The 24223-nt window shown below is 58.5% G+C and carries 24 protein-coding genes and 1 tRNA gene; 8 read left to right on the top strand and 17 right to left on the bottom strand.

Annotated elements, in window-relative coordinates; translation table 11 throughout:
• The first annotated feature begins 22 nt into the window (after nucleotides 1-22).
• The 3 genes from B9Z42_RS05545 to B9Z42_RS05535 are packed head-to-tail and all read left to right on the top strand — an operon-like array spanning nucleotide 23 to nucleotide 3094.
• Nucleotides 23-754 (top strand): DsbC family protein, encoded by a 732-nt coding sequence (locus tag B9Z42_RS05545; RefSeq protein ID WP_233203543.1) that lies wholly within the window; start codon nucleotides 23-25, stop codon nucleotides 752-754.
• 14 nt (nucleotides 755-768) lie between these two features.
• A complete protein-coding gene (locus B9Z42_RS05540; RefSeq protein WP_100132370.1) occupies nucleotides 769-1221 on the top strand; it encodes a DUF3429 domain-containing protein in 453 nt (150 codons plus the stop codon).
• A gap of 1 nt (nucleotide 1222) precedes the next feature.
• Nucleotides 1223-3094: a M61 family metallopeptidase gene (locus B9Z42_RS05535; RefSeq protein WP_100132369.1), complete on the top strand. Its 1872-nt coding sequence runs from the start codon at nucleotides 1223-1225 to the stop codon at nucleotides 3092-3094.
• A gap of 52 nt (nucleotides 3095-3146) precedes the next feature.
• On the opposite strand, the gene paaK is transcribed toward B9Z42_RS05535, so the two are convergent.
• The 3 genes from paaK to B9Z42_RS05520 are packed head-to-tail and all read right to left on the bottom strand — an operon-like array spanning nucleotide 3147 to nucleotide 5742.
• A complete protein-coding gene (gene paaK / locus B9Z42_RS05530; RefSeq protein ID WP_100132368.1) occupies nucleotides 3147-4463 on the bottom strand; it encodes a phenylacetate--CoA ligase PaaK in 1317 nt (438 codons plus the stop codon).
• Nucleotides 4460-4912, bottom strand: a complete 453-nt coding sequence (gene paaI / locus B9Z42_RS05525; RefSeq protein WP_100132751.1) for a hydroxyphenylacetyl-CoA thioesterase PaaI — start codon at nucleotides 4910-4912, stop codon at nucleotides 4460-4462. The genes paaK and paaI overlap by 4 nt, the downstream gene beginning before the upstream one ends.
• A complete protein-coding gene (locus B9Z42_RS05520) occupies nucleotides 4912-5742 on the bottom strand; it encodes an enoyl-CoA hydratase-related protein (RefSeq protein ID WP_100132367.1) in 831 nt (276 codons plus the stop codon). The genes paaI and B9Z42_RS05520 overlap by 1 nt, the downstream gene beginning before the upstream one ends.
• A 144-nt stretch (nucleotides 5743-5886) precedes the next feature.
• Between B9Z42_RS05520 and B9Z42_RS05515 the strand changes: the two genes are divergently transcribed.
• From B9Z42_RS05515 to B9Z42_RS05505, 3 genes are read left to right on the top strand one after another with little or no spacing between them, the layout of a single operon-like run.
• A complete protein-coding gene (locus B9Z42_RS05515; RefSeq protein WP_100132366.1) occupies nucleotides 5887-6666 on the top strand; it encodes an enoyl-CoA hydratase in 780 nt (259 codons plus the stop codon).
• Nucleotides 6667-6693: 27 nt separating this feature from the next.
• The gene (locus tag B9Z42_RS05510) at nucleotides 6694-8133 is read left to right on the top strand and encodes a sensor histidine kinase (protein WP_100132365.1); all 1440 of its coding nucleotides are present in this window, start codon (nucleotides 6694-6696) and stop codon (nucleotides 8131-8133) included.
• Between the two features lie 10 nt (nucleotides 8134-8143).
• On the top strand, nucleotides 8144-9214 hold the full coding sequence (locus B9Z42_RS05505) for an HD domain-containing phosphohydrolase (protein WP_158235910.1): 1071 nt from the start codon (nucleotides 8144-8146) through the stop codon (nucleotides 9212-9214).
• A 29-nt stretch (nucleotides 9215-9243) separates the two neighbouring features.
• Here the strand turns inward: B9Z42_RS05505 and B9Z42_RS05500 are convergent, their stop codons facing one another.
• Both B9Z42_RS05500 and B9Z42_RS05495 read right to left on the bottom strand, forming a co-directional pair.
• On the bottom strand, nucleotides 9244-9630 hold the full coding sequence (locus B9Z42_RS05500) for a response regulator (protein ID WP_100132363.1): 387 nt from the start codon (nucleotides 9628-9630) through the stop codon (nucleotides 9244-9246).
• Between the two features lie 91 nt (nucleotides 9631-9721).
• Nucleotides 9722-10267, bottom strand: a complete 546-nt coding sequence (locus tag B9Z42_RS05495) for a hypothetical protein (RefSeq protein ID WP_158235909.1) — start codon at nucleotides 10265-10267, stop codon at nucleotides 9722-9724.
• A gap of 235 nt (nucleotides 10268-10502) precedes the next feature.
• On the opposite strand from B9Z42_RS05495, the gene B9Z42_RS05490 reads away from it, so the two are divergent.
• Nucleotides 10503-10579, top strand: a tRNA-Met gene (locus B9Z42_RS05490).
• 123 nt (nucleotides 10580-10702) lie between these two features.
• Nucleotides 10703-11449 (top strand): TerC family protein, encoded by a 747-nt coding sequence (locus B9Z42_RS05485; RefSeq protein WP_100132361.1) that lies wholly within the window; start codon nucleotides 10703-10705, stop codon nucleotides 11447-11449.
• A gap of 25 nt (nucleotides 11450-11474) precedes the next feature.
• Here B9Z42_RS05485 and B9Z42_RS05480 read toward each other — a convergent pair whose 3' ends face one another.
• From B9Z42_RS05480 to B9Z42_RS05425, 12 genes are read right to left on the bottom strand one after another with little or no spacing between them, the layout of a single operon-like run.
• Nucleotides 11475-12329, bottom strand: coding sequence for an oxaloacetate decarboxylase (locus B9Z42_RS05480; RefSeq protein ID WP_100132360.1), 855 nt, complete (start codon nucleotides 12327-12329; stop codon nucleotides 11475-11477).
• A gap of 10 nt (nucleotides 12330-12339) precedes the next feature.
• On the bottom strand, nucleotides 12340-13740 hold the full coding sequence (locus B9Z42_RS05475) for an FAD-dependent oxidoreductase (RefSeq protein WP_100132359.1): 1401 nt from the start codon (nucleotides 13738-13740) through the stop codon (nucleotides 12340-12342).
• Nucleotides 13737-14351, bottom strand: coding sequence for a cysteine hydrolase family protein (locus tag B9Z42_RS05470; protein ID WP_100132358.1), 615 nt, complete (start codon nucleotides 14349-14351; stop codon nucleotides 13737-13739). Before B9Z42_RS05470 ends, B9Z42_RS05475 begins: the two co-directional genes overlap by 4 nt.
• Nucleotides 14348-16453, bottom strand: a complete 2106-nt coding sequence (locus B9Z42_RS05465) for a hydantoinase/oxoprolinase family protein (protein ID WP_100132357.1) — start codon at nucleotides 16451-16453, stop codon at nucleotides 14348-14350. The genes B9Z42_RS05470 and B9Z42_RS05465 overlap by 4 nt, the downstream gene beginning before the upstream one ends.
• The gene (locus B9Z42_RS05460) at nucleotides 16450-18168 is read right to left on the bottom strand and encodes a hydantoinase B/oxoprolinase family protein (protein WP_100132356.1); all 1719 of its coding nucleotides are present in this window, start codon (nucleotides 18166-18168) and stop codon (nucleotides 16450-16452) included. Before B9Z42_RS05460 ends, B9Z42_RS05465 begins: the two co-directional genes overlap by 4 nt.
• Nucleotides 18165-18650 (bottom strand): 3-isopropylmalate dehydratase, encoded by a 486-nt coding sequence (locus B9Z42_RS05455; RefSeq protein WP_100132355.1) that lies wholly within the window; start codon nucleotides 18648-18650, stop codon nucleotides 18165-18167. Before B9Z42_RS05455 ends, B9Z42_RS05460 begins: the two co-directional genes overlap by 4 nt.
• Entirely contained in the window at nucleotides 18647-19912 is a 1266-nt protein-coding gene (locus B9Z42_RS05450) for a 3-isopropylmalate dehydratase large subunit (RefSeq protein WP_100132750.1), read from the bottom strand. Before B9Z42_RS05450 ends, B9Z42_RS05455 begins: the two co-directional genes overlap by 4 nt.
• A gap of 23 nt (nucleotides 19913-19935) precedes the next feature.
• Complete coding sequence (locus B9Z42_RS05445; RefSeq protein ID WP_100132354.1) at nucleotides 19936-20904, bottom strand: tripartite tricarboxylate transporter substrate binding protein; 969 nt, start codon at nucleotides 20902-20904, stop codon at nucleotides 19936-19938.
• Nucleotides 20905-20912: 8 nt separating this feature from the next.
• On the bottom strand, nucleotides 20913-21623 hold the full coding sequence (locus tag B9Z42_RS05440) for an ABC transporter ATP-binding protein (RefSeq protein ID WP_100132353.1): 711 nt from the start codon (nucleotides 21621-21623) through the stop codon (nucleotides 20913-20915).
• The gene (locus B9Z42_RS05435; protein ID WP_100132352.1) at nucleotides 21620-22372 is read right to left on the bottom strand and encodes an ABC transporter ATP-binding protein; all 753 of its coding nucleotides are present in this window, start codon (nucleotides 22370-22372) and stop codon (nucleotides 21620-21622) included. The genes B9Z42_RS05440 and B9Z42_RS05435 overlap by 4 nt, the downstream gene beginning before the upstream one ends.
• Nucleotides 22369-23346, bottom strand: coding sequence for a branched-chain amino acid ABC transporter permease (locus B9Z42_RS05430; protein ID WP_100132351.1), 978 nt, complete (start codon nucleotides 23344-23346; stop codon nucleotides 22369-22371). Before B9Z42_RS05430 ends, B9Z42_RS05435 begins: the two co-directional genes overlap by 4 nt.
• Nucleotides 23343-24215 carry a branched-chain amino acid ABC transporter permease gene (locus B9Z42_RS05425; protein WP_100132350.1) on the bottom strand — a complete coding sequence of 291 codons (873 nt, stop codon included), beginning with the start codon at nucleotides 24213-24215 and terminating at the stop codon, nucleotides 23343-23345. The genes B9Z42_RS05430 and B9Z42_RS05425 overlap by 4 nt, the downstream gene beginning before the upstream one ends.
• Nucleotides 24216-24223 lie beyond the last annotated feature (8 nt).

Here is a 24223-nt window from a genome sequence, read left to right as displayed (position 1 = left end):
CCCTTACATGAAACCCAACACCATGTCCTTTTCAATTCGCCAATGGATCACCACTGCTTTGATTGCGCTGAGTGTGACAAGCACCGTGTGGGCACAAGGCCAAGAAGCCACCATTCGCAAGAACATCAGCGAACGCATCCCGCAAATCCCCAAAATCGAAGAAGTCACACGCTCACCGATGGCAGGTTTGTATGAAGTCCGTCTGAGCACCAACGAGATTTATTACAGCGATGCCGAAGGCAACTTCCTCATCCAAGGCAGTTTGATCGACACCAAGAGCCGCCGCAACCTGACCGAAGAGCGCGAGGCCAAACTAGGCGCAGTCGACTTCAACACGCTGCCTATCAAAGACGCCATCACGGTGGTGCGCGGCAACGGCAAACGCAAGCTCGCCGTCTTTGAAGACCCCAACTGCGGCTACTGCAAACGCTTCGAACGCGACTTGGCCAAGATCGACAACGTCACGATTTACCTGTTTCTTTACCCCGTGCTGGGCCAAGGCTCGGTCGACAAATCCAAAGCCGTCTGGTGCGCCAAAGACCCCGCCACCGCTTGGATCGATCTGATGACGCGCGACCAAGCCCCCAACAACGCAGGCACCTGCAACACCGCCGCGATTGACCGCAACACCGAGTTCGGACGCAAACACAAAATCACCGGCACGCCCACGCTGATCGCGCAGGACGGCACCCGCGTGCCCGGCGCCATCAGCACGCCGCAAATCGAAAAGCTGTTGGCGGACGCCAGTAAATAAAAGAGGCGCACAACATGGTCCATTCCACCATCCCCCCCGACTCTGACACTGGTCTTTTGATCCAGCGCCTGGGCTACGCAGGCTTGGCACCGTTTGTCTTGCTGGCCTTGCTGTTGCACATCGTCACACCTGAAGCCCACCCTTTTGTCGCCATCGCGCTCAGCGCCTATGCGGCCACCATCGCCGCATTTTTAGGCGGCATCCATTGGGGCATTGGCCTGCGCCACAACGCGCCGCAACGCAAGCTGCACATGATCTGGGGCGTCACGCCCTCGCTGGTGGCCTGGGTGGCGGTCATCATGCCGGCCTTTGCGGGCTTGCCCGTGCTGGCTTTGCTGCTGGTTGGCTGCTACTTGGTAGACCGCAAAACATGGCCGGAAGCTGGCCTGCGCGAATGGATGACGATGCGCTTTCGCCTGACCGTGGTGTCGGTACTGTCTTGCCTGATTGGCGCGGCGGCAACCTGACATGGCGACCCCAAACATCCCCATGGAAGCGACCAACCTCCATTACCGCGTCGAAGCCGCTGACCTCCACGCCCACCTGTATGGCGTGACCCTCACCGTAGCCCAACCCGCCGCCCAACAGCGCGTGTCCCTGCCGGTGTGGATTGCGGGCAGCTACATGGTGCGCGAGTTTTCCAAACAAATCGTCGGCATCACCGCTCGCCAAGGCTCGCGTGCTGTGACCGTGAAGCAGCTCGACAAATGCACGTGGGTGCTGGACTGCCAAGCAGACGCGCCCGTCACGCTGCACTACCAAGTGCACGCCCATGACGACTCGGTGCGCACCGCTTGGCTGGATGCGCAGCGCGGCTTTTTCAATGGCACCAGCCTATGTTTGCAAGTAGCTGGGCAAACCGAGCAGCCCCATCAACTCGAACTGATTGCACCGCAAGCCCGCTGGCAAGTTGCCACCGGTTTGACGCCCCTCAAAATCGACCGCCAAGGGTTTGGCACCTACATCGCTGCCGACTATGACGAGCTGGTCGATTGCCCTGTGGAAATGGGCACTTTTTGGTCGGGCACTTTCAAGGCAGCTGGCATTGAACACCGCTTCGTGGTGGCAGGTGCCACACCCTCGTTCGACGGCGAGCGCCTGCTGCGTGACACACAACGCATTTGCGAGCAAGCCATTGCGTTTTGGCACGGCAAAAAACGTGGCCAAACCCCGCACAAAAACTATGTGTTCATGCTCAACGCCGTGGCCGATGGCTACGGTGGTTTGGAGCATCGCAACTCCACTGCCTTGATTTGTCAACGCGCAGACTTACCGCGTTTGGACAGCGCACCAACCGTTCAAGCGGCCGCAACGAAACCACCAAGCCAGGGCAGCCCCCCCGCCAGCACAGCCTTGAGCGACGGCTACACCACCTTGCTGGGGCTGATCAGCCACGAGTACTTTCACACCTGGAACGTCAAGCGCTTGCGCCCGTTCGAGTTCGCCCGATACGACTACACCCGCGAAAATACCACCGAGTTGCTGTGGTTCTTTGAAGGTTTCACCAGCTATTACGACGACCTCTTGCTGCGCCGCGCTGGCTTGATCGACGATGCCGCCTACCTGCGCTTGCTCAACAAGACCGTCAACCAAGTGCTGCAAACGCCGGGTCGCAAGGTGCACACCGTGGCGCAATCGAGCTTTGAAGCGTGGACCAAGTACTACAGAGCCGACGCCAACACGCCCAATTTGACGGTGAGCTACTACACCAAAGGTGCCTTGGTGGCCTTGTGCCTCGACCTTACCCTGCGCCAGCACGGCGTCAAAAACCACAGCGTGACGTTGGACGACGTGATGCGCGCCTTGTGGCAACGCTGCTGCACCGGCAAACGCAGCGGCTCCATGCAAGAAGCCGATGTACTGGCCGTGTTGCACGACCTGACCGGCCGCTCATGGGCACCCGAGTTCAAGGCTTGGGTGCACGGCACACGCGAGTTGCCTTTGGAAAAGCTGCTCACAGCGCACGGCGTGACCATCCAGCACGACCCTGCCCCGCTCGCCCAACGCTTGGGCCTGCGCGTGGGCGAAGACCACAGCGTGCAGATCAAACAAGTGTTGGCCGACAGCGCGGCTCAGCGTGCAGGCTTTGCACCGGGCGACGAATGGTTGGGACTGGAAGTGGGCAGCCCCACCAAGTTAGCCACCCACTCGGCATGGCGCATCAAAAAGCTAGACGATGTGTTGCTCTATGCAGGCCGCGCAACGCAACTGACCGCCTTGGTCAGCCGCGACCGCCAACTGCTGCGCTTACCGCTGAGTTTGCCCAAAGCCAAAGACCAAGCGACTTGGCGCTTGGCCATTCAAGACAGCCACAAAGTGGCGGCTTGGTTGGTGTCTTAAGACAACAGCAGCGAACGCGTCTCGCACGCCGCTGCTACCCGACCCCAGCGGCTTACTTCAAGCCCCGCAAATCCACCACACGCTTGGCTTTGCCTTGGCTACGCTCCACGCCCCCTTCGGGTTTGAGTGTCACACCAATGCTGGTGCCCACAAACATCTTCACATCGTGCTGCAAGGCTTGCGCGGCAGCGCGTGCTGCAGAGGCGTCGGGGTCAATGCCGGGTCGGGTTTCGACCACCACAGTCAAGTTGTCCATCGGGCCTTCGCGGGTCAGCACGCATTGGTAGTGCGGGGCCAGCTCAGGGCGCTTCAAGATGTATTCCTCAATCTGTGAGGGGAACACGTTCACACCGCGCACGATCATCATGTCGTCACTGCGACCGGTGATTTTTTCCATGCGACGCATGGTGCGCGCCGTGCCGGGCAGCAAACGCGTCAGATCGCGGGTGCGGTAACGGATGATGGGCAAGGCTTCTTTGGTCAGGCTGGTGAACACCAACTCGCCCATTTCGCCGTCGGCCACAGGCTCGCCAGTTTCGGGGTGGATGATCTCGGGATAGAAGTGGTCTTCCCAAATGGTGGGGCCGTCTTTGGTCTCCACGCATTCGCTGGCCACCCCTGGGCCCATGACTTCGGACAAGCCGTAAATATCCACGGCGTCAATGCCGCAGCGCTGCTCGATGGCGCGGCGCATGTCGTTGGTCCAAGGCTCAGCACCAAAGATGCCGAGGCGCAAGCTCGACTCCGCCGCCGACAGGCCCAAACGCTCAAACTCATCCGCAATGGCCAGCATGTAGCTTGGCGTGACCATGATCAGGTCGGGCTTGAAATCTTGAATCAACTGCACTTGGCGCTCGGTCTGACCACCGCCAAACGGAATGACCGTGAGGCCCAAACGCTCAGCCCCGTAATGCGCGCCCAAGCCGCCCGTGAACAAACCGTAGCCGTAGCTGACATGCACCATGTCGCCGGGGCGAGCACCGGCTGCGCGGATGCTGCGTGCCACCACGTTGGCCCACGTATCGATGTCGTTTTGGGTATAAGCCACCACCGTGGGTTTGCCCGTGGTGCCACTTGAGGCGTGAATGCGCACGCACTGTTCACGCGGTTTGGCCAACATGCCAAACGGGTAGCTGTCGCGCAAATCGGCTTTGGTGGTGAACGGGAACTTGGCCAAATCGGCCAAGGATTTGCAATCGTCTGGGTGCACGCCCGCCGCATCAAACTTGGCGCGGTACACGGGCGAGTTGGCATAGGCCTGCTGCAACGTGGCTTTGAGGCGCTTGAATTGCAGGGCGCGCAACTCGTCGATGCTGGCCTTCTCGATAGGCTCTAACGGAAACTGTTGAGAGGTGAATGCGGGTTTCATGCGGGGATCACCGTGCCTTGAATTTGTGCGCTTTTGCCACGGAACAGGGCGATGGTGTCGCCGTGTTGGTTGGTCACGCGCATGTCGTAAATACCGTGGCGACCTGACAGCGTTTGCTCCACGCCTTCGCACGTCAGCACATCGCCTAACTTGGCGGGCTTCAAAAACTCAATGCTGCAACCGGCCGCAACAGCGGCTTTGTTGTAGCTGTTGCAGGCAAACGCAAAGGTCGAATCGGCCAGTGTGAAGATGAAGCCACCGTGACAGATTTGATGGCCATTCAAATGCAGCGGCTGCACAGGCATGCGCAGCACGGCGCGGCCGGGCTCACACACCAAAATCTCGATGCCCATGGTGTCTTTGGTCGCCGTGTCCACAGCGAACATGGATTGGGCCACCTGCTGCGCCAGCGCGATGGCTTGTGGGTCGTTGTGTAATTCGCTGCGCATCATTCGCCTTTGAACACGGCAGGACGTTTTTCTAAAAAGGCGGTTACGCCCTCGATGTAGTCATGGGTGCGCCCCATGGCCGATTGCGCATCGCGCTCGGCGTCTAAATGCTGGGTGAAGCTGCGGGTGCCTGCGTCGCGCAACAGGTGGCGTGTTTCAACCAGGGCTTTGGTGGGCATGACGGCCAATTTGTCGGCGTAAGCCAAAGCGGCGGCCACGCTGTCGTCGGCCACCTCCCAAATGAGGCCCCATTCTTTGGCTTGTACGGCGGGCAGTTTGTCGCCCGTCATGGCCAAGGCCATGGCACGCGCCATACCCAAACGCTCGACCAACAACCAACTACCGCCTGCATCGGGAATCAAGCCAATCTTGCTAAAGGCTTGGATGAAACTGGCCGTCGGCGCCGCAATGGCGATGTCGCAACACATGGCCAGCGAAGCCCCAGCCCCTGCAGCCACGCCGTTGATGGCAGCGACCGTGGGCATGCGCAATCCTTGCAACCTGCGAGCGGTGGGGTTGAAGGCTTGTTCGATCACGGGTCCGGGGTTGGCACGCTCGATCAAATCGGGTCCGGGTGCAAAGTCGAATTCTGACAAATCAGCCCCTGCACAAAAGCCCCGCCCTGCCCCCGTGATCACCAGCGCGCGAATGGACGCATCGGCTTCGGCACGGTCCAGCGCAGCCCACAGGTCGTGGTGCATCTGGCGGGTGAAACTGTTGAGCGCTTGCGGGCGGTTCAGCGTGAGCAAAGCAACGCTGCCACGGGCTTCGTACAAGACGGTGGCGCTGTCGTTGGCGCTGTCGTTGGCATTGGGGGTAGATGCGGTCATGGGTGGTCTCCTGAGGATAAATTTAGCATTAACCGACCGATCGGTTGGTTAATGTTTACCCTTGGATCGCACCGTCTCTAGGCCACACAAGCTTGGCTATAGTTAGCGTCAAAATCTTCTTACAAAACTTTTGGAGCTGCATGCATGGCCTACGAATTCATCACCGTTCACACCGAAGCCGACAAAGTGGGCGTCATCACCCTCAACCGCCCCAAGCAGCTCAACGCGCTGAATGGCCCCTTGATGGTGGAGCTGGGCCAAGCCCTCAAAGCCTTTGATGCCAATGAGGCCATCGGCTGCATGATCATCACCGGCAGCGAAAAAGCCTTTGCAGCGGGTGCAGACATAGGCGCCATGGCCACCTACAGCTTTGCCGACGTGTACAAAAACGACTACATCACCCGCGACTGGGAAACCATCCGCAGCATTCGCAAGCCCGTCATCGCGGCGGTCAGCGGCTTTGCCTTGGGTGGCGGCTGCGAGCTGGCCATGATGTGCGACTTCATCATCGCGGCTGACAACGCCAAATTTGGCCAACCCGAAATCAAACTGGGCATCATTCCTGGCGCAGGCGGCACGCAGCGTTTGCCGCGCGCTGTGGGCAAATCCAAAGCCATGGACTTGGCACTCACCGGTCGCATGATGGACGCCAACGAAGCCGAAAAAGCGGGCTTGGTCAGCCGCATCGTGCCGCTGGACAAACTGATGGAAGAAACCTTGGGCGCAGCGCTGATGATTTGTGGCTACTCACAACTCGCCACCATGGCTGCCAAAGAGTCAGTCAACCGTGCGTTCGAAAGCGGTTTGGCCGACGGCGTGATGTTTGAGCGTCGCCTCTTCCACGCCTTGTTCGCCACCGCCGACCAAAAAGAAGGCATGGACGCGTTTGTCAACAAACGCCCCGCTGCGTTCAAAAACGCCTAAAGCGCCTACCCGCAAGAGGAATTCGACTTGAAAGCATGGCTCAAGTGGAAGCGGCTGAAACCCGTGTTCTTGGTGCTTGGGGTGCTGCTGCTGGTGCAAATCGGCAGCGGGATGTTTGCCTTTAAGCAGTCCAAAGCGCTGCTCTTGGAGAACAAGCTCAAGCGTGCCCAAAACCTCACGCATGGCTTGATCGTGGCCGTGGTGGACCCGCTGATTGAGAAAGACTTCTCGACCCTCGAGTCGCGCATGATGCAAACCATGTACAACGATGAGGTGTTGTCGATTCAAGTGGTTGACAGCCAAGGCAAAGTGCTCACGCACTTGGCCAGAACACCCGGTAACGAACCGCTAGAAATCTTTGACAGCGGCCCCATCAAGCTGCCGAGTGAAGCCGGTCTAGACCATGTGAGCCGCATCGAAGGCGACATCTTGGTGTGCTGGGAAAAAGTCAACATCGGTGTCAATTTGGGATGGATTCGACTGGACATGATGGGCGCCGTCGATGGGGGAGAGCTCGATGTCATCAAGCGCAATGCGTTTGTGTTGTCTGCCATCTCGATTTTGTTGGGTTTAACAGCGATTGGCGTGTTTTTATGGCGCGCTTATTTTTCGGCCATCAGGCGTGAATTACGCGTGACCGATCAACTCAAAGACACTTCCGAAAAGTTGTACCAATCGGAAAAGCTGGCGGCATTGGGCCAGTTGTCTGCGGGTGTTGCGCATGAAATCAACAACCCGATTGGCTATGTCTCGTCCAACATCACGTCGCTGGTGAGCTACTTTGAGGCCTACCAAAAAATCATTGATGCCTTCGAGCAGCATTGTCAGCCTGGTCAGGAGACCTTGACGCTGGAGCAAATCAATGCGATCAAAGAAGAGATCAATTTCGAATTCATCCAAGAGGACTTCAAGTTTTTGTTGTCTGAAACGCGTGAAGGCATTCAGCGCGTCAAAACCATCATTCAAGATTTGAAAGACTTCTCGCGCACCGAAAACACGGCAGCGTGGTCCAAAGCCGATCTGCACAAAGGCATTGCCTCAACCTTGAACATCGTGGCCAGCGAATTCAAAAACGTGGCGGACGTCGAGTTGGTGTTTGGCACTTTGCCCGAGATCGATTGCTACCCCTCACAAATCAACCAAGTGGTGCTGAATTTGGTGGTCAATGCCACACAAGCCATCGACCCAGCGCAACGGGGTCTGATTCGCATCACCACCACGGCAGACGACAGCCATGTGTTCTTCACCGTATCCGATTCGGGCTGTGGCATGACCGAAGAGAACATGAAAAATATTTTCAATCCTTTCTTCACCACCAAAGCGGTTGGGGTGGGCACGGGTCTGGGCTTGTCGGTCACGCATGGCATCATTGAACGCCACCACGGCAGCATCACCGTGGAGAGCGAAGTGGGCAAAGGCACCACGTTCAAGGTCATGCTGCCCATCCATCAAACGACAGCCGAGTAAGCCAATCACCATGAAATCCACCGTCCTTTGCGTCGACGACGAACCCAACATCTTGGCCGCGCTGCGACGCATGTTGTCCTTGAATAACTTCAAGGTGTTGACCGCTGACAGCGGGAAAACCGCCCTCGAGCTGTTGGCTAGCACGCCCGTCGATGTGGTCATTTCCGACATGCACATGCCCGAGATGAATGGTGCCGCATTGTTGGCAGCCGTCAAAGAACACCACCCGGATGCCATGCGCATTTTGTTGACCGGCAATGCCGACACCAGCAGCGCCATTGCAGCGGTGAACCAAGGCGGCATTTACCGCTACTTGACCAAGCCTTGGGTCGATGCAGAGCTGGTGGCCACCATCGAATCTTCCTTAGAGCTGATTGCGCTCAAAAAAGACCGCTCCCGCTTGACCGCACTCACGGAAGAACAAAACGTCAAACTCAACGACTTGGTGCTGAACTTAGAAGAAAAAGTCAAAGAGCGAACAGCTGAATTGACAGAGTCCAACCAAAAGCTGCGCGACTCCTACATCGCATCCATCAAAGCGTTTTCTGGCCTGCTGGGTATGCGCGACGAGAGTCTGTTGGCGCACTCGCGCAACGTGGCTGAACTGTCTTTCAAAACGGCACGCACCGCAGGTTTAGACGAAGAGCAATGCCAAGAAATTTACATTGCTGGCTTGTTGCACGACATTGGCAAACTCAGTGTGAGCGACCGAATTTTGCAAGCCAAGGTGTTTGAGCTGCCCCTCGGGGATGTCCACGCTTACGAAAATCATGCCGCTTTGGGTGCTGCGTGTTTGAAAAACTTGGACGACATGAAGGGCGTGGCACAGATCATCCGCGCGCACCACGAACACTTCAACGGGCAAGGTTTTCCAGACAAACTGGCGGGCGATGCCATCCCGATAGGGGCCAGAATTGTGGCCATTGCAGAAGCTTATGAAGAGTTAACAACAGGGGAATTCAGCACGCGCCCCAAATCGTCTGCCGAAGCCTTGTCAGTCATCACCAAGGCAGAAAGTATTTACTTTTGCCCCGTCATGGTGAGCCATTTTGTGAGCGTCATCAACACCGCATCACTGTGAGCGCTTGCGAGACGTGAACGGCCAACGGCTTATTGCCCCGCGATGCGCTCAGCCAGCAACTGTTCGATCTTGAGGAGCAGATCTTTGCTCTTGAAAGGCTTTGCAATGCTGGCGTTGGCCCCTGGAATGTCGATCGATTTCAACCCATAGCGTTCAATCACTGAATTGGTGCTGCCCGAGGCCACGATGACAGGCAAATACGGGTGGGTCTCACGCAATTTGGCTACGAAATCAACGCCGTCCATGTTGGGCATGACCAAGTCAGTGACCACCAGATCGACATGCGTTTCTGACAACCACTGCAAGGCCTCTAGCCCATCGCCAGCACCGATCACGACATAACCGTGCATTTCCAAAACCTCTTGAACACCTTCGCGCAACAGGTCTTCGTCTTCAACGATCAGGATAGTGGTCATAAGGGCAATAAAAGTGATGAAGCAAGTTTAACGGACACACATAACTCAAGATCATCAGAAAGAATAGACCGTCCATTCATGCTAAAAAATATCAATGAATGAATAATTTTTGATAAGTTTTAAATAAGAAGCTCGCACTCACCATCACCAAGATGGTGCCCGCACAATCACCGACCACCATGACGAAGGTGTTGGTCACGAATGTTTCTGTCAGCCCCGCCCAGAAGAACCAAAGCTGATGAAGGATGCCACTGATGACGGCAAAAAGCATCGACGTTTTGAACAAGGTGTGAACCGTCAAGCCATCCAAGTTTGTATTGAATTTGAAAAAATCAATGGCGATGACACGGGCAAGAAACGGTGACAGGCCTGATAGCAAACCTGTCACGATGTTGAACAGATGGGCATCCGGTTGACCTTGGGTGTAGTTGATCAGGCACGAAGCCAAAACAATGCCGATCGCCCCCGCTTGGTGCAAGACCAACACAAACACAAGCCTGAGACCACTCGGAATAAAAATCCAACTGACGCCGTTAGAAAATTCCAGCCAATCAAATAAAAACGAGTTGACTTTGAAGGCGTAAAAATAAATCACTGCGCAGAAAAACACCCACAGTGCCTGATATTCAAGACGCATCTCATGGGAATTAGTTTTTTCAAACATGCCTAAATTCTGACATATGCATAGCCTCTTAATTTTGATTTTTAAAACATATAAGCAGATCAGATTGACGTTGTTTGTAAAAATATGAACACATTGGCAAGCGTGGTTTTCAACTGCAAACGTCTCTGAGCACCGACCCTCGCCGGCATGATGCAGCGAGGCTGGGCATCCTCAAACGTTAAAAAATGGTTTACAATGCTGCCTTGTCGGTGGTATAGCTCAGTTGGTTAGAGCGCAGCATTCATAATGCTGATGTCGCAGGTTCAAATCCCGCTACCACCACCAAAAATAAAAACCCACAGTTTGACGACTGTGGGTTTTTTCTTGGGCGTCCTGCTTGTTCGCCTTACAAACCGCATGCTTTTGCATGAATGGCTATCCTTCGGGCTCTTAATTGGAAAGCTAAGTATGGAACTCCTCACCAATCCCCAAGCGTGGATCGCTTTTGCCACCCTGACTGCCCTAGAGCTGGTGCTGGGCATAGACAATATCATCTTCATTTCGATCTTGGTCGACAAGCTGCCAGCCGCCCAACGAGAAATGGCTAGGCGCATTGGCTTGTTCATGGCCATGTTCATGCGCATTGGCTTGCTGCTGATCTTGTCGGTCATCGTGGGGCTTGTCGATCCCATCATCACGGTGATGGACCAAGCACTGTCGGGGCGAGACCTGATTTTGATCATTGGTGGCTTGTTCCTGATTTGGAAGAGCACGGGTGAAATTCACCAGTCGTTTGAAGGCGAAGAAGGTGGTCATGCCAGCGCTGTCAAGGCCACCTTGGCCAGCGTCATTTTGCAAATCATGGTGATTGACTTGGTGTTCTCACTCGACTCCATCATCACCGCCGTTGGCATGGTGGATGAGGTGGCCATCATGATTGCCGCGGTGATCGTGTCAGTGGGCTTGATGATGCTGTTTGCCAAAGCCATCGGTCAATTTGTGTCAGCCCACCCGTCTATCAAGATGCTGGCCTTGACCTTCTTGGTGGTGGTTGGCGTAGTGTTGATCGCCGAGGGTTTGGGTCACCACATTCCTAAAGGTTACATCTACTTTGCGATGGCTTTCTCGGTGATTGTGGAGATGCTCAACATCCGCTTTCGCAAGCGTTCCAAGGATGTGGTGCAGCTGCATCAAGCACGGATACCCGGCGAATAAGGCCGCGTGAGACCCTAACAGGGTCTCACTCGTACCGGCGCCCCTCGGCCAACAGCTCTGGCGTGCCGATCACGGCGTTCAAACCGTCAAAATCAAGCATGTGGTTTTGCCAAGGCAATGTCGTTTGGTGGACCTGCAAACTGGCGTAATAGCCTTGCAAGGTGTGCGCCACAGCGCGCGCGGTGCCGCCTGGGAAAATCACAATTTTGTATCCGCGCTGCGCCAACACATCGGCACTTTGGACAGGCGTTTTGCCCCCCTCCACCATGTTCGCCAACATGGGCACGCGGTGCGCAAACTGTTGACACGCGGTATTCATGTGTTCGGGGGTGCGCACGGCTTCAATGAACAAAGCATCCACACCACACGCCAAGTAACGCTCAGCGCGTTCGAGCGCAGCCTCAAACCCTTCCACAGCGACCGCATCGGTGCGCGCCAAGATCAGCGTGTCGGATGAGCGACGGGCATCCAGCGCAGCGCGCAATTTGCCTTCCATCTCCGCGACGGGCACCACACCCTTGCCGTCTAAATGGCCGCAGCGTTTGGGGAAAGTTTGGTCCTCCAGCTGAATCATCGCCGCGCCCGCGCGCTCAAAGTCGCGCACCGTGCGTTGCGTGTTCAAGGCATTGCCAAAGCCGGTGTCTGCATCGACGATGACGGGCACGCGCACGCGGTCGGTGATGCGCGCCAAGGTTGTCGCCACCTCGGTGGCTGTGGTCAAACCAATGTCGGAGCGACCCAACGCCGTGTAGGCGATTGACGCACCAGACAAATACAGCGCCTCAAAACCCGCCTGCTCAGCAATCAAAGCACTGAAGGCGTCGTACACGCCGGGGGCCAGCAACACCTCGGGCTGGTTCAAACGGTGTTTCAAATTCATGGGGTTTCCCTCAGTTTTGGGCCGAGATAGAGGCCGCGGAATGGGCGGCCGTATGGGCAGCGATGAAACCGCCTGCAATGGCACTCAACAGTCCATTGCCCGACAAATAGCCCCAGACCGCATCACCAGACACGCCACGCGCGGCACCACCTGCCGCCAGCAAATTGGGCAAGCGGCTGCCGTCTGGGCGCAGCACTTGGCATTGGGCATTGATGTCCAGTCCACCTTGTGTGTGGAACAAAGCGCCCGTCACGCGAATGGCGTGAAACGGCGCCACCAAGCTGCGTTTGAAATGGCGGCCGGTGATGGGCTCCAGTCCCTCTTGCACACTTGCCAGGGTGTGGCGCAGGGTGTCCTCCGCGCAACCGATGTGCTGCGCCAACGCGGCCACATCAGAAAAACTGTGCACCGCACCTGCGGCTTGCGCATCACAAAAATCAGGGAAGTCTTGGGCAAAAGTGAGCAAGGTGTCGTCAAAGACGTTCCACGCGGCGCCACCCGGCTGCGCCAGCACATGCACAGCGGCTTCTGAGTAGCCTTGGGTTTCGTCGTGAAAACGTTGTCCTTGGGCGTTGATTTGCACAGCCCCTTCCATCATCAAGGCCCACGAAATCAACGCGCCTTGTGGCACGGCCCAAGAGCCGTGACCTTGGTAGCCACCCAAATCGGCCAACTGGGCACCGAGTTGTTGGCCCCATTCAATGGCGCTGCCGTCGTTGCCCGTGTGGCCCGCATACAGAGCCTCGGCCATCTCAGGCAGCAAGGTGCGCACCAACGGGGTGTTGCCGCCAAAACCATTGCACGCGAGCAGCACGGCGTCGCAGCTGAGTTGCTCCAACTGGCCATCGGGTCGCACAAAACCCAAGCCCAAAATTTGATCGGCCCGGTTCACATACAGCACGCACACCTGTGCCTCAGTCAACACCACCACGCCGGCTGCTTCGGCGGCATTGTGCAAACGCATCATCAAGCCAGCACCCGTTTTTTCAGGCACCGCGTGCATGCGGTGCACGCTGTGGCCGGGGTACAAAAATGTGTCCAGCACTTGCCAAGGCACGCCATGGTGTTGTGCCAAAGCGTCCATGGCGGGGCCAATGGCTTGGCTGTAGGCCTCGACCAACACGGGTGAAGCCCGACCATGGGCCTTGGCCTGAATGTCTTGTGCAAACAGAGCAGCCGAATCGCTGATGCCTTGCGCCTGCTGGGCTTGCGTAACCGCAGCGGGTACAAAACCCGAGGACAACGCGGTCGAGCCCGTGGGCAAGGCATCGCGCTCCAACACCACACAGTCCACGCCCAACTGGCTCAGAGTCAGCGCCGCAGTCAGGCCACAGGCACCGCCCCCCACAATCGCCACCGCTGTGTGCACGGGGGCGCTGAAACTGTCCACACGTTCAACTGTTGGGCTCATAGCGTGGCCAAGAATTGGGCGCAGGTCATCACCTCGGCCACCGACGCCATGTCAGTCAGCGCGGCTTGGTGCGCCGCGTCTGAAAACGTGGCGCAGCCATCGCTCAGCACCACGGTGCGGTAGTCACGCATGTGGGCATCACGCACCGTGCTGGCGACACCACCGTTGGTGACGATGCCGCACACCACCACCGTGTCAATGCCTGCACGACGCAGCAACCAATCAAGCTGGGTGTTGAAGAAGGCCGAATACGCCACCTTGCACACCGACACATCGACCCAAGGCGCGATGGCGTCCACATTGGCTTGCCCCCAACTGCCAGGCGCAAAGTCACCAGCCCGCAGAAACGGGCGACGCTCCAGCAAGTGCGGCGAGATCATGGGCTGGCCATCGGCATCGGGCCAAAGCGTGAATAAACTCGCAGCCACCAAGCCATGGTGGTGCTTGACCGCCTCGGCCACCGGCGCCACACGCGCGGGCAACAACAGGGCCTCGGGGCTGACAGTCTGGCCGCGCGCATACGCGCCTTCGGGGGCCAAAAAGTCGTTTTGTAAATCAACGATCACCAAGCCTATGCGGCGAGGTGTGGCGGATGTTGGGCTCACGCTCATGACGCAGCCCTTTCCACCAGCAAGTTACCGAGCGTGTCAACGCGGGCGATAAAGCCGGGCTCCAGCCACACCGTGGTGTCGGCCTGCTCAAGAATAGCGGGGCCTTGCACTTGAGCGCCAACAGGCAAATCCAAACGCGCATAGCGCTGCGCATCCCACCACTGGCCTGCGTGATACACGCGCTGCACGCCCAAAGACGCGGTGCTGCCTGCGCCCTTCGGCGCCAAGACAGCCAAATCAAATTTAGGACGCACACCAATGCGCGCGTAACGCAGGTTCATGACCCGAATCGTCATGCCCGTGAGCACACGGCCAAACGAGGCGGCGTAGGCTTTTTCAAACGCGGCTTGAATACTCTCGCGGCTGATGTCAGCCGGATTCAAAGGCACTTGCAAGGTGTGTGTCTGCCCCATGTAGAGCATATCCAGCGCCAGCACTTCTTGCACGCGATCAAAACGCACGCCAGCAGAATCGAGGCGTTTTTGACAGGCTGCAGCCAAGTCACCCAAACGCGACTTGAGCTGCGCCAAGTCCAAATCCATCAACGATTTGTTCAAGGTCTGCACCGCGTCGTGGCGCATGTCGGCCATCACACAACCCAAAGCCGAGGTGACGCCGGGGTAACGCGGCACGATGCCGGTGGTCACGCCCACCTCACGCATCATGGCGCAGACATGCAAGGCACCACCGCCACCAAAGGGCATGTAGGCAAACTGGCGTGGGTCATGGCCGCGCTCGATCGACACCACGCGAATTGCACCAGCCATCTTGGCGTTGGCCACCGTCAAAATCGCCTCGGCAGCGGCCAAGGCATCCAAGCCCAACGGAGTTGCCACATGGGTTTGAATGGCCAGCTCTGCGGCCTTGGCATCCAGCGCTTGCAACAAGCCGCCGCCCAAAGGACGGTCTGCGGCGATACGACCCAACACCACATTCGCATCGGTCACGGTGGGACGGGTGTTGCCACGGCCGTAACACACGGGGCCCGGATTGCTGCCAGCCGACTCAGGGCCGACTTGCAACATGCCACTGGCATCCACCGAGGCAATCGAGCCGCCACCGGCACCGATGGTTTCAATTTGAATCATGGGCGAGCGCACCACCAGCCCAAACTCGATCGAGGTTTGGGCCGCCAGCGACGCCTCGCCCTCGGCCACCAGCGACACGTCAAACGAGGTGCCGCCCATGTCACCCGTGATCACGTTGGGGTAACCGGAGGCACGCGCCACCGCAGCACAGGCGATCACGCCAGCGGCGGGGCCCGAGAGCGCGGTGCGCACCGGCACATCACACGCAGTCTCACGCGACATCACGCCGCCGTTACTTTGCACAATCAAGAGTTCACCGCCAAAGCCTTGGCTGCGCAAGTCGTTCTCCAACTTGGCCAAGTAGCTGCCCACCACGGGTTGCAGGGCCGCGTTCAAGGTGGCGGTGGAGCACCGCTCGAACTCACGAATCTCGGGCAGCACTTCGCAAGCCGAGGTCACATAAGGGTTCGGCCATAGAGCGCGCACGGCGGCCACCGCCTGTTGCTCGTTCACAGGGTTGGCATAGGCGTTGATGAAAAACACACACACCGCTTCGCAACCCGCGTCCAACAGCGCTTGGGTTTGGGCGCGTACTTGGTCCAAGTCCACTGCCGTATGCAAACTGCCATCGGCCAGCACACGCTCGTCGACTTCGAGGCGCAGGTCACGCGACACCACAGGGGTGAAGCTGCCACGCAAGCCCCAGGTTTGCGGACGGTCGCGACGGCGCATTTCCAGCACATCGCGAAAACCACGCGTGGTGATGATGCCGGTGCGTGCCACCTTGCGCTCTAACAAAGCGTTGGTACCCACGGTGGTGCCATGCACGATGGTGGCCAACGTCGCCGCCACACCTTGGGCTGGGGTTGTGCTTGAACTGGCGTCAGAGGCCTGACCTTCGCTGACCCGCACCACGCCGTTCATGAAGCCGCGGGCTTCTTCGCCACGGGTGGACGGCACTTTGACAATGCGTACCGAGCCATCGCGCTCGTCCAGCACAAACAAGTCGGTGAACGTACCGCCCACGTCGACACCCACCACCAGATGTGGCTTCACAGGGAGTTGCGTACTCATGGTTTGACCTTTGAAGAAGTGGTGATCGCATCGCTGACGTAGCCCAAGGTCACGTCATGTTGACGCGCTTGGTCGTCACGACCTGCCGCAGGGCCCCAGCCGCCGCCGCCCGGTGTTTCTAAACGCACCCGTTCGCCTTTTTTCAGACGGATGCCCAGCATCTTGGACACCATCGGAGGCTTGTGCCATTGGCCGTTCTGCTGATAAGAGAACACGTTGGGCAACGCCTCGCTGCCGCCCGCAATGCCCTTGGGTGCGGCTTTGCCACGCTCGCCAAAGATGAAGGCTTCTGCACTGTCTTCCAGCAGCTCAATTTCATACACCGCACCTAAGCCGCCTCGGTGTGTGCCATCGCCGCCCGAGTTGGGGCGCAAGGACCATTCGGTGAATCGCACCGGATAGGCTGCTTCCAAAATCTCCAAAGGGGGAATGGTGGCCGTTGAAATGGGCGCATTGCTGTGACTCAAGCCATCACCCGTGCTGTGGCCGCCATGACCGCCGCCAAAGAAGCTGAACATCACCCAACGCTGGCCTTTGCGAGCGGCATCGGTTCGGTGCCCGGCGATGGATAAAGCGTTGATGGTGCCGTAGGCATGGGCCACAGCACGGTTCGGGTCGGCCAAGGCCGTGGCGCTGAAGATCACATCGATCATGCGCAAAATGGTTTCGGTGTAACCCCCCACCGGACGCGGACGCTCGGCGGTGATGACCAAGCCCTCGGGCAACACAAAGTCCACCGCGTCCAACACACCGGCGTTGGCTGGCACATCGGGGAACACATGTTTGAGGGCCACATAGCAAGCGGCAACGGCCGTAGCACGCGAAATATTCACAGGGCCCGCACACTGCGGCGAGGTGCGAGAAAAGTCGAGCGTCATGCGGTCACCGTGCACCGTCATGTCCAAGGCGATGGTCAGCAACTCGTCTTTCACGCCATCGTTGTCGAGCACATCGTCAAAGCTGTAGCAGCCATCGGGCAGGTTCTGAATGTGGGCGCGCATCAACACCAAGGCGCGTTTGCGCAACTCGCCCATGGCTTGCAACACCACGGCGTCGCCGTATTCGTCGAGCAAACCGTCCAGCCGTTTCACGCCCAATTCCAAGGCGGCAAGTTGGCCGTTCAAGTCGCCCCACAAGCTGTCGGGCAAACGCGTGTTGGCTCGCAAGATGGCCAGCACGTCGCCATCCAATTGGCCTTGACGCACGATGCGCACGGGTGGGATTTGCACCGCTTCTTGCCAGCACTCGGTGGCCGCCGGGTTGTAGTTGCCGGGTACGGCACCGCCCACGTCGTGCCAATGCGCGGCAGAGGCCAAGTAACAAAACAGCTGGCCGTTGCGAAAGAAAGGACGCACCAGCTTGAAGTCGTTGGCGTGGGTGCCGCCTTCATAGGGGTCGTTGAACAACCAGGTGTCGCCGTCAATCATGCCGCCGCGCTCTTGCGCCACACGCGCTGCGGCGCGCACGGCAAACGCCATCGCACCCACAAACACAGGCAACCCCGATTTGCCTTGCACCAAGGTGTCACCACTTTGGGCATCGTACAAACCGTGGCAGGCGTCGTGAGCCTCGGCAATGATGGGGTTGAACGCGCTGCGGTACAGCGTGGCGTCCATCTCGTCGGCGATTTGTTCCAGTCGCCCTTTGAGCACGGCCAGCGTGACTGGGTCAAGGGTGGCTGAATTTGGGGTGGCAGCGGCAGTGTGTGCACTCATGGCTTTTTTCCTTGGCTGCGTTGTTTCAAGACATTCATCAAACCTCCAGCATGGACCATGTCCATCAAAAAATCGGGAATCGGTTGGCACGGCAACACGCGGCCATCAGGGCCTTGCACACCTGCAGGCACGAGGGTGACGGCATCGCCCTCTTGCAACTGCTCCGCCTCAGCGCAGGTCAGCAACAGCAGCCCAAGGTTGAACGCGTTGCGAAAAAACAAACCACTGAACGACGGGGCAATGACGGCGCGCACGCCTAAGTGCACCAGCGCGCCAGCAGCCTGCTCGCGCGAGGAGCCAATGCCAAAGTTGGGGCCTGCGACCAGCACGTCGCCGGGTTGCACACCCGCGGCAAAGTCAGGGCGCAAGGCTTCGAGGCAATGCTGGGCAATCACGTCAATGCCGTTTTTCATGTAGGCCCCGGGGGCCAGCGCATCGGTGTCCACATCGGCACCGAGTTTCCACACACGTGAGGGCGTCATAGCAACTCCCGCACATCGCTGATGCGGCCGCGCAAGGCGGAGGCGGCCACAGTCCAAGGCGATGCCAAATAAACCTGAACACTGGCAGGGCCCATGCGGCCTTTGAAATTGCGTGCGGTGCTAGAGATGACGCGCGCACCTTCTTCAAAAGTCCCGCCGTAACCGGCGCAGGCACCACAGCTGTTAGGCAGCACCTGAGCGCCCGCATCGCGCAGCACCTGCATCACGCCTTCGCGCTCAGCCTGTGCTTGGTCGCGGGCACTTGCAGGGGCGACCAGAAGACGCACACCTTGCGCCACATGGTGACCGCGCAACACATGGGCTGCTGCACGCAAGTCTTCGAGCTTGGCACCCGTGCAAGCACCGATATAGGCGATGTCCAATGCTACGTCGGCATAGTCGCCCACCGCACGCGTGTTAGCGGGGCTGTGGGGGGCCGCCACTTGCGGGCTCAAAGTGGAAGCGTCAAAAACAAAGTCTTCGCAATCAGCGCCGGCATCGGTGTGCCAGCTGTGTGCGTGCGCCAAGGCATCTTCGGATACGCCCACGCTGCGCAGGTAATCGCAAGTGGTGTCGTCCGCCGCAATCAGTCCCGCTTGCGCACCCATCTCGGCACTCATGTTGGAGAGCGTCATGCGCTCTTGCATGCCCAAGGCCATCACGGCCTCACCGGCAAACTCCACCGCTTGGTATTGGCCACCGTTCATGCCGAAGCGGGCGATCATGTGCAACATCATGTCTTTGGCGCACACACCGGCTGCCAGTTGGCCATTCCAAAGCATGCGCAAGGTGCGCGGCACTTGCACCCAAATCTCACCGGTCACCACCACACCCAGCATTTCGGTGGCACCAATGCCAAACATGTAAGTGCCAAACGCACCGCCCGTGGGCGAATGCGAGTCGCCGCCCACACACAATATGCCGGGGCGCAAATGGCCGCGCTCAGGCAACACCACATGGCAGATGCCCTCGGAGTCAATCACGTTGGGCAGCCGCCATTCGCGTGCGGTGTCGCGCGCCATTTGCACAATGCGCTGGGCATCAGCGTCTTGTGCGGGCACATAGTGGTCCATCACCAACACCACTTTGGTCGGGTCCCAAATTTGGGCCCCCAAGTCGTCGAGCATGGGCTTCAAGCGGCGTGGGCCTGAAGAATCGTGGAACATGGCCAAGTCAACTTGGCAAGTCACCACCTCACCCACCGCGACCTGCGCACGACTTGCAGCACGGGCGATGAGTTTTTGTGCCAGCGTTTGGGGCATGTCAGCAGAGGAAGAAACGCGCGTCATTCGGGTTTGGCTCCAGAGTACTTCACCACCTCGCGCCAGCGCGCGATGTCGGCCACCACAAAGCGGCCAAATTCTTGCGGACTGTTGCCCACGGCGGTGGCACCTTCGGCTTCAATGCGACGGCGCACCTCGGGGCTTTGTACCGCCGCACGGGCGGCGTCGCTCCAAGCGCGCATCAAGTCTGGCGCCATCTTGGCGGGCCCGAACAAACCAAACCAAGCGCTGGACTCATAGCCCGACAAGGTCTCGGCCATGGCCGGTACATCGGGCAGTGCAGCCAAGCGTTGTGGGCTGGTCACGGCCAAGGCTTTGAGCTTGCCGGCACGGATGTGTTGTTGCACATTGCCCACCGCCGCAAACATCAATTCCACTTGACCGGCCAACACGTCTTGCACAGCAGGCGCTGTGCCGCGGTAAGGAATGTTCACAATAAAAACACCCGCTTTGAGTTTGAAGGCCTCGCCAGCCAAATGCAGCGATGAGCCCAAGGCCCCAATCGCGAAGTTGAGCTGGCCCGGTTTGGCTTTGGCCAAGGCCACCAACTCAGCCACGTTGTTGGCAGGCAGTGAGGGGTGGGCCACGAGCACCGAGGGTGAGGTGGACACCAAGGTCAGTGGCGTGAAGTCTTTCACGGGGTCAAAGGGCAAGCGCGGGTACAGCGAGGCGTTGATGGCGTGGCTGGTGAAACTCATCAACAAAGTTTGGCCGTCCGGTGCGGCTCGGGCGACCGCTTCGGCGGCCAGATTACCGCCTGCGCCGGGGCGGTTTTCGACCACCACCGTGCGGCCCAGTTGCTGGCCCATGGCGTGTGCCACGGCGCGGGCCATGGTGTCGGTGCTGCCACCCGCAGGTGCGCCGACCAAGATGCGCACCGGCGCTGTCGCATTGGTGGTTTGCGCCAAAGCTGAACCACCTGTCCCCAGCGCCAGTAACCACGACAAGCAAACAAAACCTAGGCGATGCATCTGCAAACTCACACGCCCAAGTAAGCTTGACGCAGGGTGTCGCTGGCCAACAGTTCTGCTGACGTACCCGAGAAACGGATGCTGCCGTTTTCCATCACGTAGGCGCGGTCGGCAATCTCGAGTGACTGGCCCACGTTTTGTTCCACCAACAACACGGCCAACCCGCCCGCACGCAATTGCGCGATCAGGGCAAACATTTCTTCCACCAACAGCGGCGACAACCCCAGCGAGGGTTCGTCCAAGATCAGCAGCTTGGGCTCGGCCATCAGGCCACGACCAATCGCCAGCATTTGTTGTTCGCCACCGCTCATGGTGCCCGCGAGTTGCGCTTGGCGTTCGCGCAAGCGGGGGAAGGTGTCGAACACACGCACCAAGTTTTCGACACGGCGTGCGCGTGCGCGGGTGAAGGCTCCGAGTTCTAAATTTTCGAGCACGCTGAGGTTAGGAAACACCTTGCGACCTTCAGGCACTTGAATCAAACCGGCTTGCACCACGCGACGGTAGTGGGCGCCGGTGAGGTCTTGCCCGTCAAACAACACGCGTCCGGACCAAGCAGGAACCAAGCCCGAGACCACCGAGTTCAGGGTTGTTTTGCCAGCGCCATTGCTGCCGAGCAAAGCCACCAATTCGCCAGGCGCGATGTGCAAATCGACACCGCGCAACACCTCCACAGCACCATAGCCTGCGCGCAGGCCTTCGAGGGTGAGTAAATGGCTCATGCGGCCTCCTGCTGGGCTTTGCGCAAACGCGCGGCGGTGCCGTGGCCCAAGTAGGCCTCGATCACTTGCGGGTTTTGTGTCACCTCGTTCGGTGCGCCTTGGGCAATCAGCTGCCCTTGCGCCAACACCCACACATGCTCGGCCAAGTTCATCACGGCTTGCATGACGTGCTCAATCATGAGCACCGTGACACCGCTGTCCACCAAGCCGCGCACCACGGGCAACATGTCTTGAATTTCTTGCGGGTTCAAACCAGCCAGCACCTCGTCGAGCAACAGCAATTTGGGCTGGGTGGCCAAGGCTCGCGCCAACTCCAAGCGCTTGCGGCCTGCCACGGTCAAGTCCCCGGCAGGTTTGTCCAGCTGCGCGTACAAGCCCACGCGCTCGGCCACCGCTTCGGCAGCGTGCAAGGCATCGCTGCGTTTGGCATGTTTCAAGTGCGCGCCGACCGCGATGTTTTCACGGACGGTTTGTGAGGCAAAGGGTTGTACGATCTGGAACGTCCGTGTCAGCCCTAAAGCCGCATTCAGGTGTGGTGCACGACCCGTGATGTCCAGCCCGTCAAAGGTGACACGTCCGGCATCGGGCAACAAGAAGCCCGACATCAAGGCAAACAGCGTGGTTTTGCCTGCGCCGTTGGGGCCAATCAAGGCCGTCAAACTGCCTGCAGGCACCTCCAAGCTCACATCTTGCACAGCGCGCAAGCCGCCAAAGGCACGCGACACATGGCTAACCTGTAACAAGCTCATGCGCCCTCCTTCTTGTCTGATGAAAGCGCCTTGCTACGCTTGAACACATGCTGCCCAATGCCACCTACGCCGCGGGGCAAGAACATCACGATCAACACCAGCACACAGCCATAAACCACCATGTTGATCCCCGGCAATTGGCCAAACAAATTGCGCGTCACATCAGCCAGCACATGCAAGGCCAAGGCGCCCACAACAGGCCCCCACAGCGTGCCCATGCCGCCCACAATGGCGCCGACCAAGGCTTCGACCGAGGTGTGCGGACCAAAAGCTAAGCCTGGGTCGATGTACTGAAACACCTGCACATAAAACGCACCACCCGCGCCCATCAAACCGCCCGACAACACCGTGGCCCACAACTTGACCCAAAAGGGATTGACGCCAATCGCGCGTGCAGCGTCTTCGTTGTCACGCACAGCCTGCAAATAAGCGCCAAAACGGGAGTGACGCAACCAAGCGGTGACACACAAGGCCACAGTCACCAAACCCAAAATCAACCACACATAACCTGCCCGCGAGGCAAACTGCATATTGCCGACAGACTCACTCAGCGGCAACATCAAACCCACACCAGCTCCTGTGAATGGCACCGACAGCGCGACGATGCGAAACACCTCCGCAAACGCCAAAGTCACCAAGGCAAAGTAAGACCCCTTGAGACCATAGCGAAAAGACAAGGCGCCCACAAACCCGCCCACTGCCGCACTGACAGCAATGGCCAAAACGAGGGTGAACCAAGGATTCCAGCCCGCATGCACCTGAGCCATGACTTGCACGTAAGCACCGGTGCCAAAAAACAGCGCATGGCCAAACGAGAACTGGCCGCCAAAACCGCCCAACACGTTCCAAGCTTGCGCCAGCAAGCAGGCGTACAAAGCCATCATCACAAAGTTCAACACCACACCCGAATCGGTGAGGAGCGGGATGCTGCCCACCAACAACACAAACAGCGCAATAGCGCGGACATCTTTCATGCGCGTGCTCCAAACAAACCTTGTGGACGGAACAACAGCACCGCAATGAAGATGGCAAAAATACCGACTTGCCCCAAAGACTCGCCCAAGTACAAACCGCCGATGGACTCAACAACACCAATCAGCAAGCCGCCCACCAAAGCACCGACAAAACTGCCCATGCCGCCCAACACCACGATGGTGAAAGCCACCAGCACAAAACCGCTGCCCACCAAGGGGTTGACGTAATACGCGGGTAACAAGAAGCAAGCTGCCGCCCCCAAACAAGCCAAGCCAATGCCAAAACACATGGCATAGACATGGTCCACATCAATGCCCATCAAACGGGCGCCATGTTTTTCTTTGGCCACAGCGCGGATGGCGCGTCCGAGGTCGGTGTAGCGCATCACTGCCAACAACACGGCAGACACCACCAGGGCGCCCACAAAGGACACGAGTTTGGGCAGCGCAATCATGGCGGAGCCAATGCTGACGGTGGTCAAGGTGTAAGCGGTTTCAATAGTGCGCGTGTCGGATTTAAAAAACAGCAAGGCCAAATTTTCCAAAATGATGGACAGGCCGAGCGTGACCAACAGGATGTTTTCGTCTTTGCCGTGGCTGGCGCGGTTGATCACCCCACGCTGCAACACATAGCCCAAGGCAAACATAGCCGGCACCATGATGGGCAAGGCCAAGTAAGGGTCGATGCCCAGCTTTTCTTTTAAAAAATAGACCCCATACAAAGCCACCATCAACGACGCCCCATGGGCGAAGTTGATGATGTGCAGCACGCCATAGATCAAGGTCAGCCCCAGCGCGATTAACGCGTAGACAGCACCCGTGGTGATGCCGTTGAGCACCGAGGCAAACAAAATAGACAGATCAAACATGGCGTGAC

The organism is Limnohabitans sp. B9-3 (genome assembly GCF_002778325.1).
Lineage (GTDB): Bacteria > Pseudomonadota > Gammaproteobacteria > Burkholderiales > Burkholderiaceae_C > Limnohabitans > Limnohabitans kasalickyi.
This window is presented reverse-complemented; position numbering and strand designations above follow the sequence as displayed.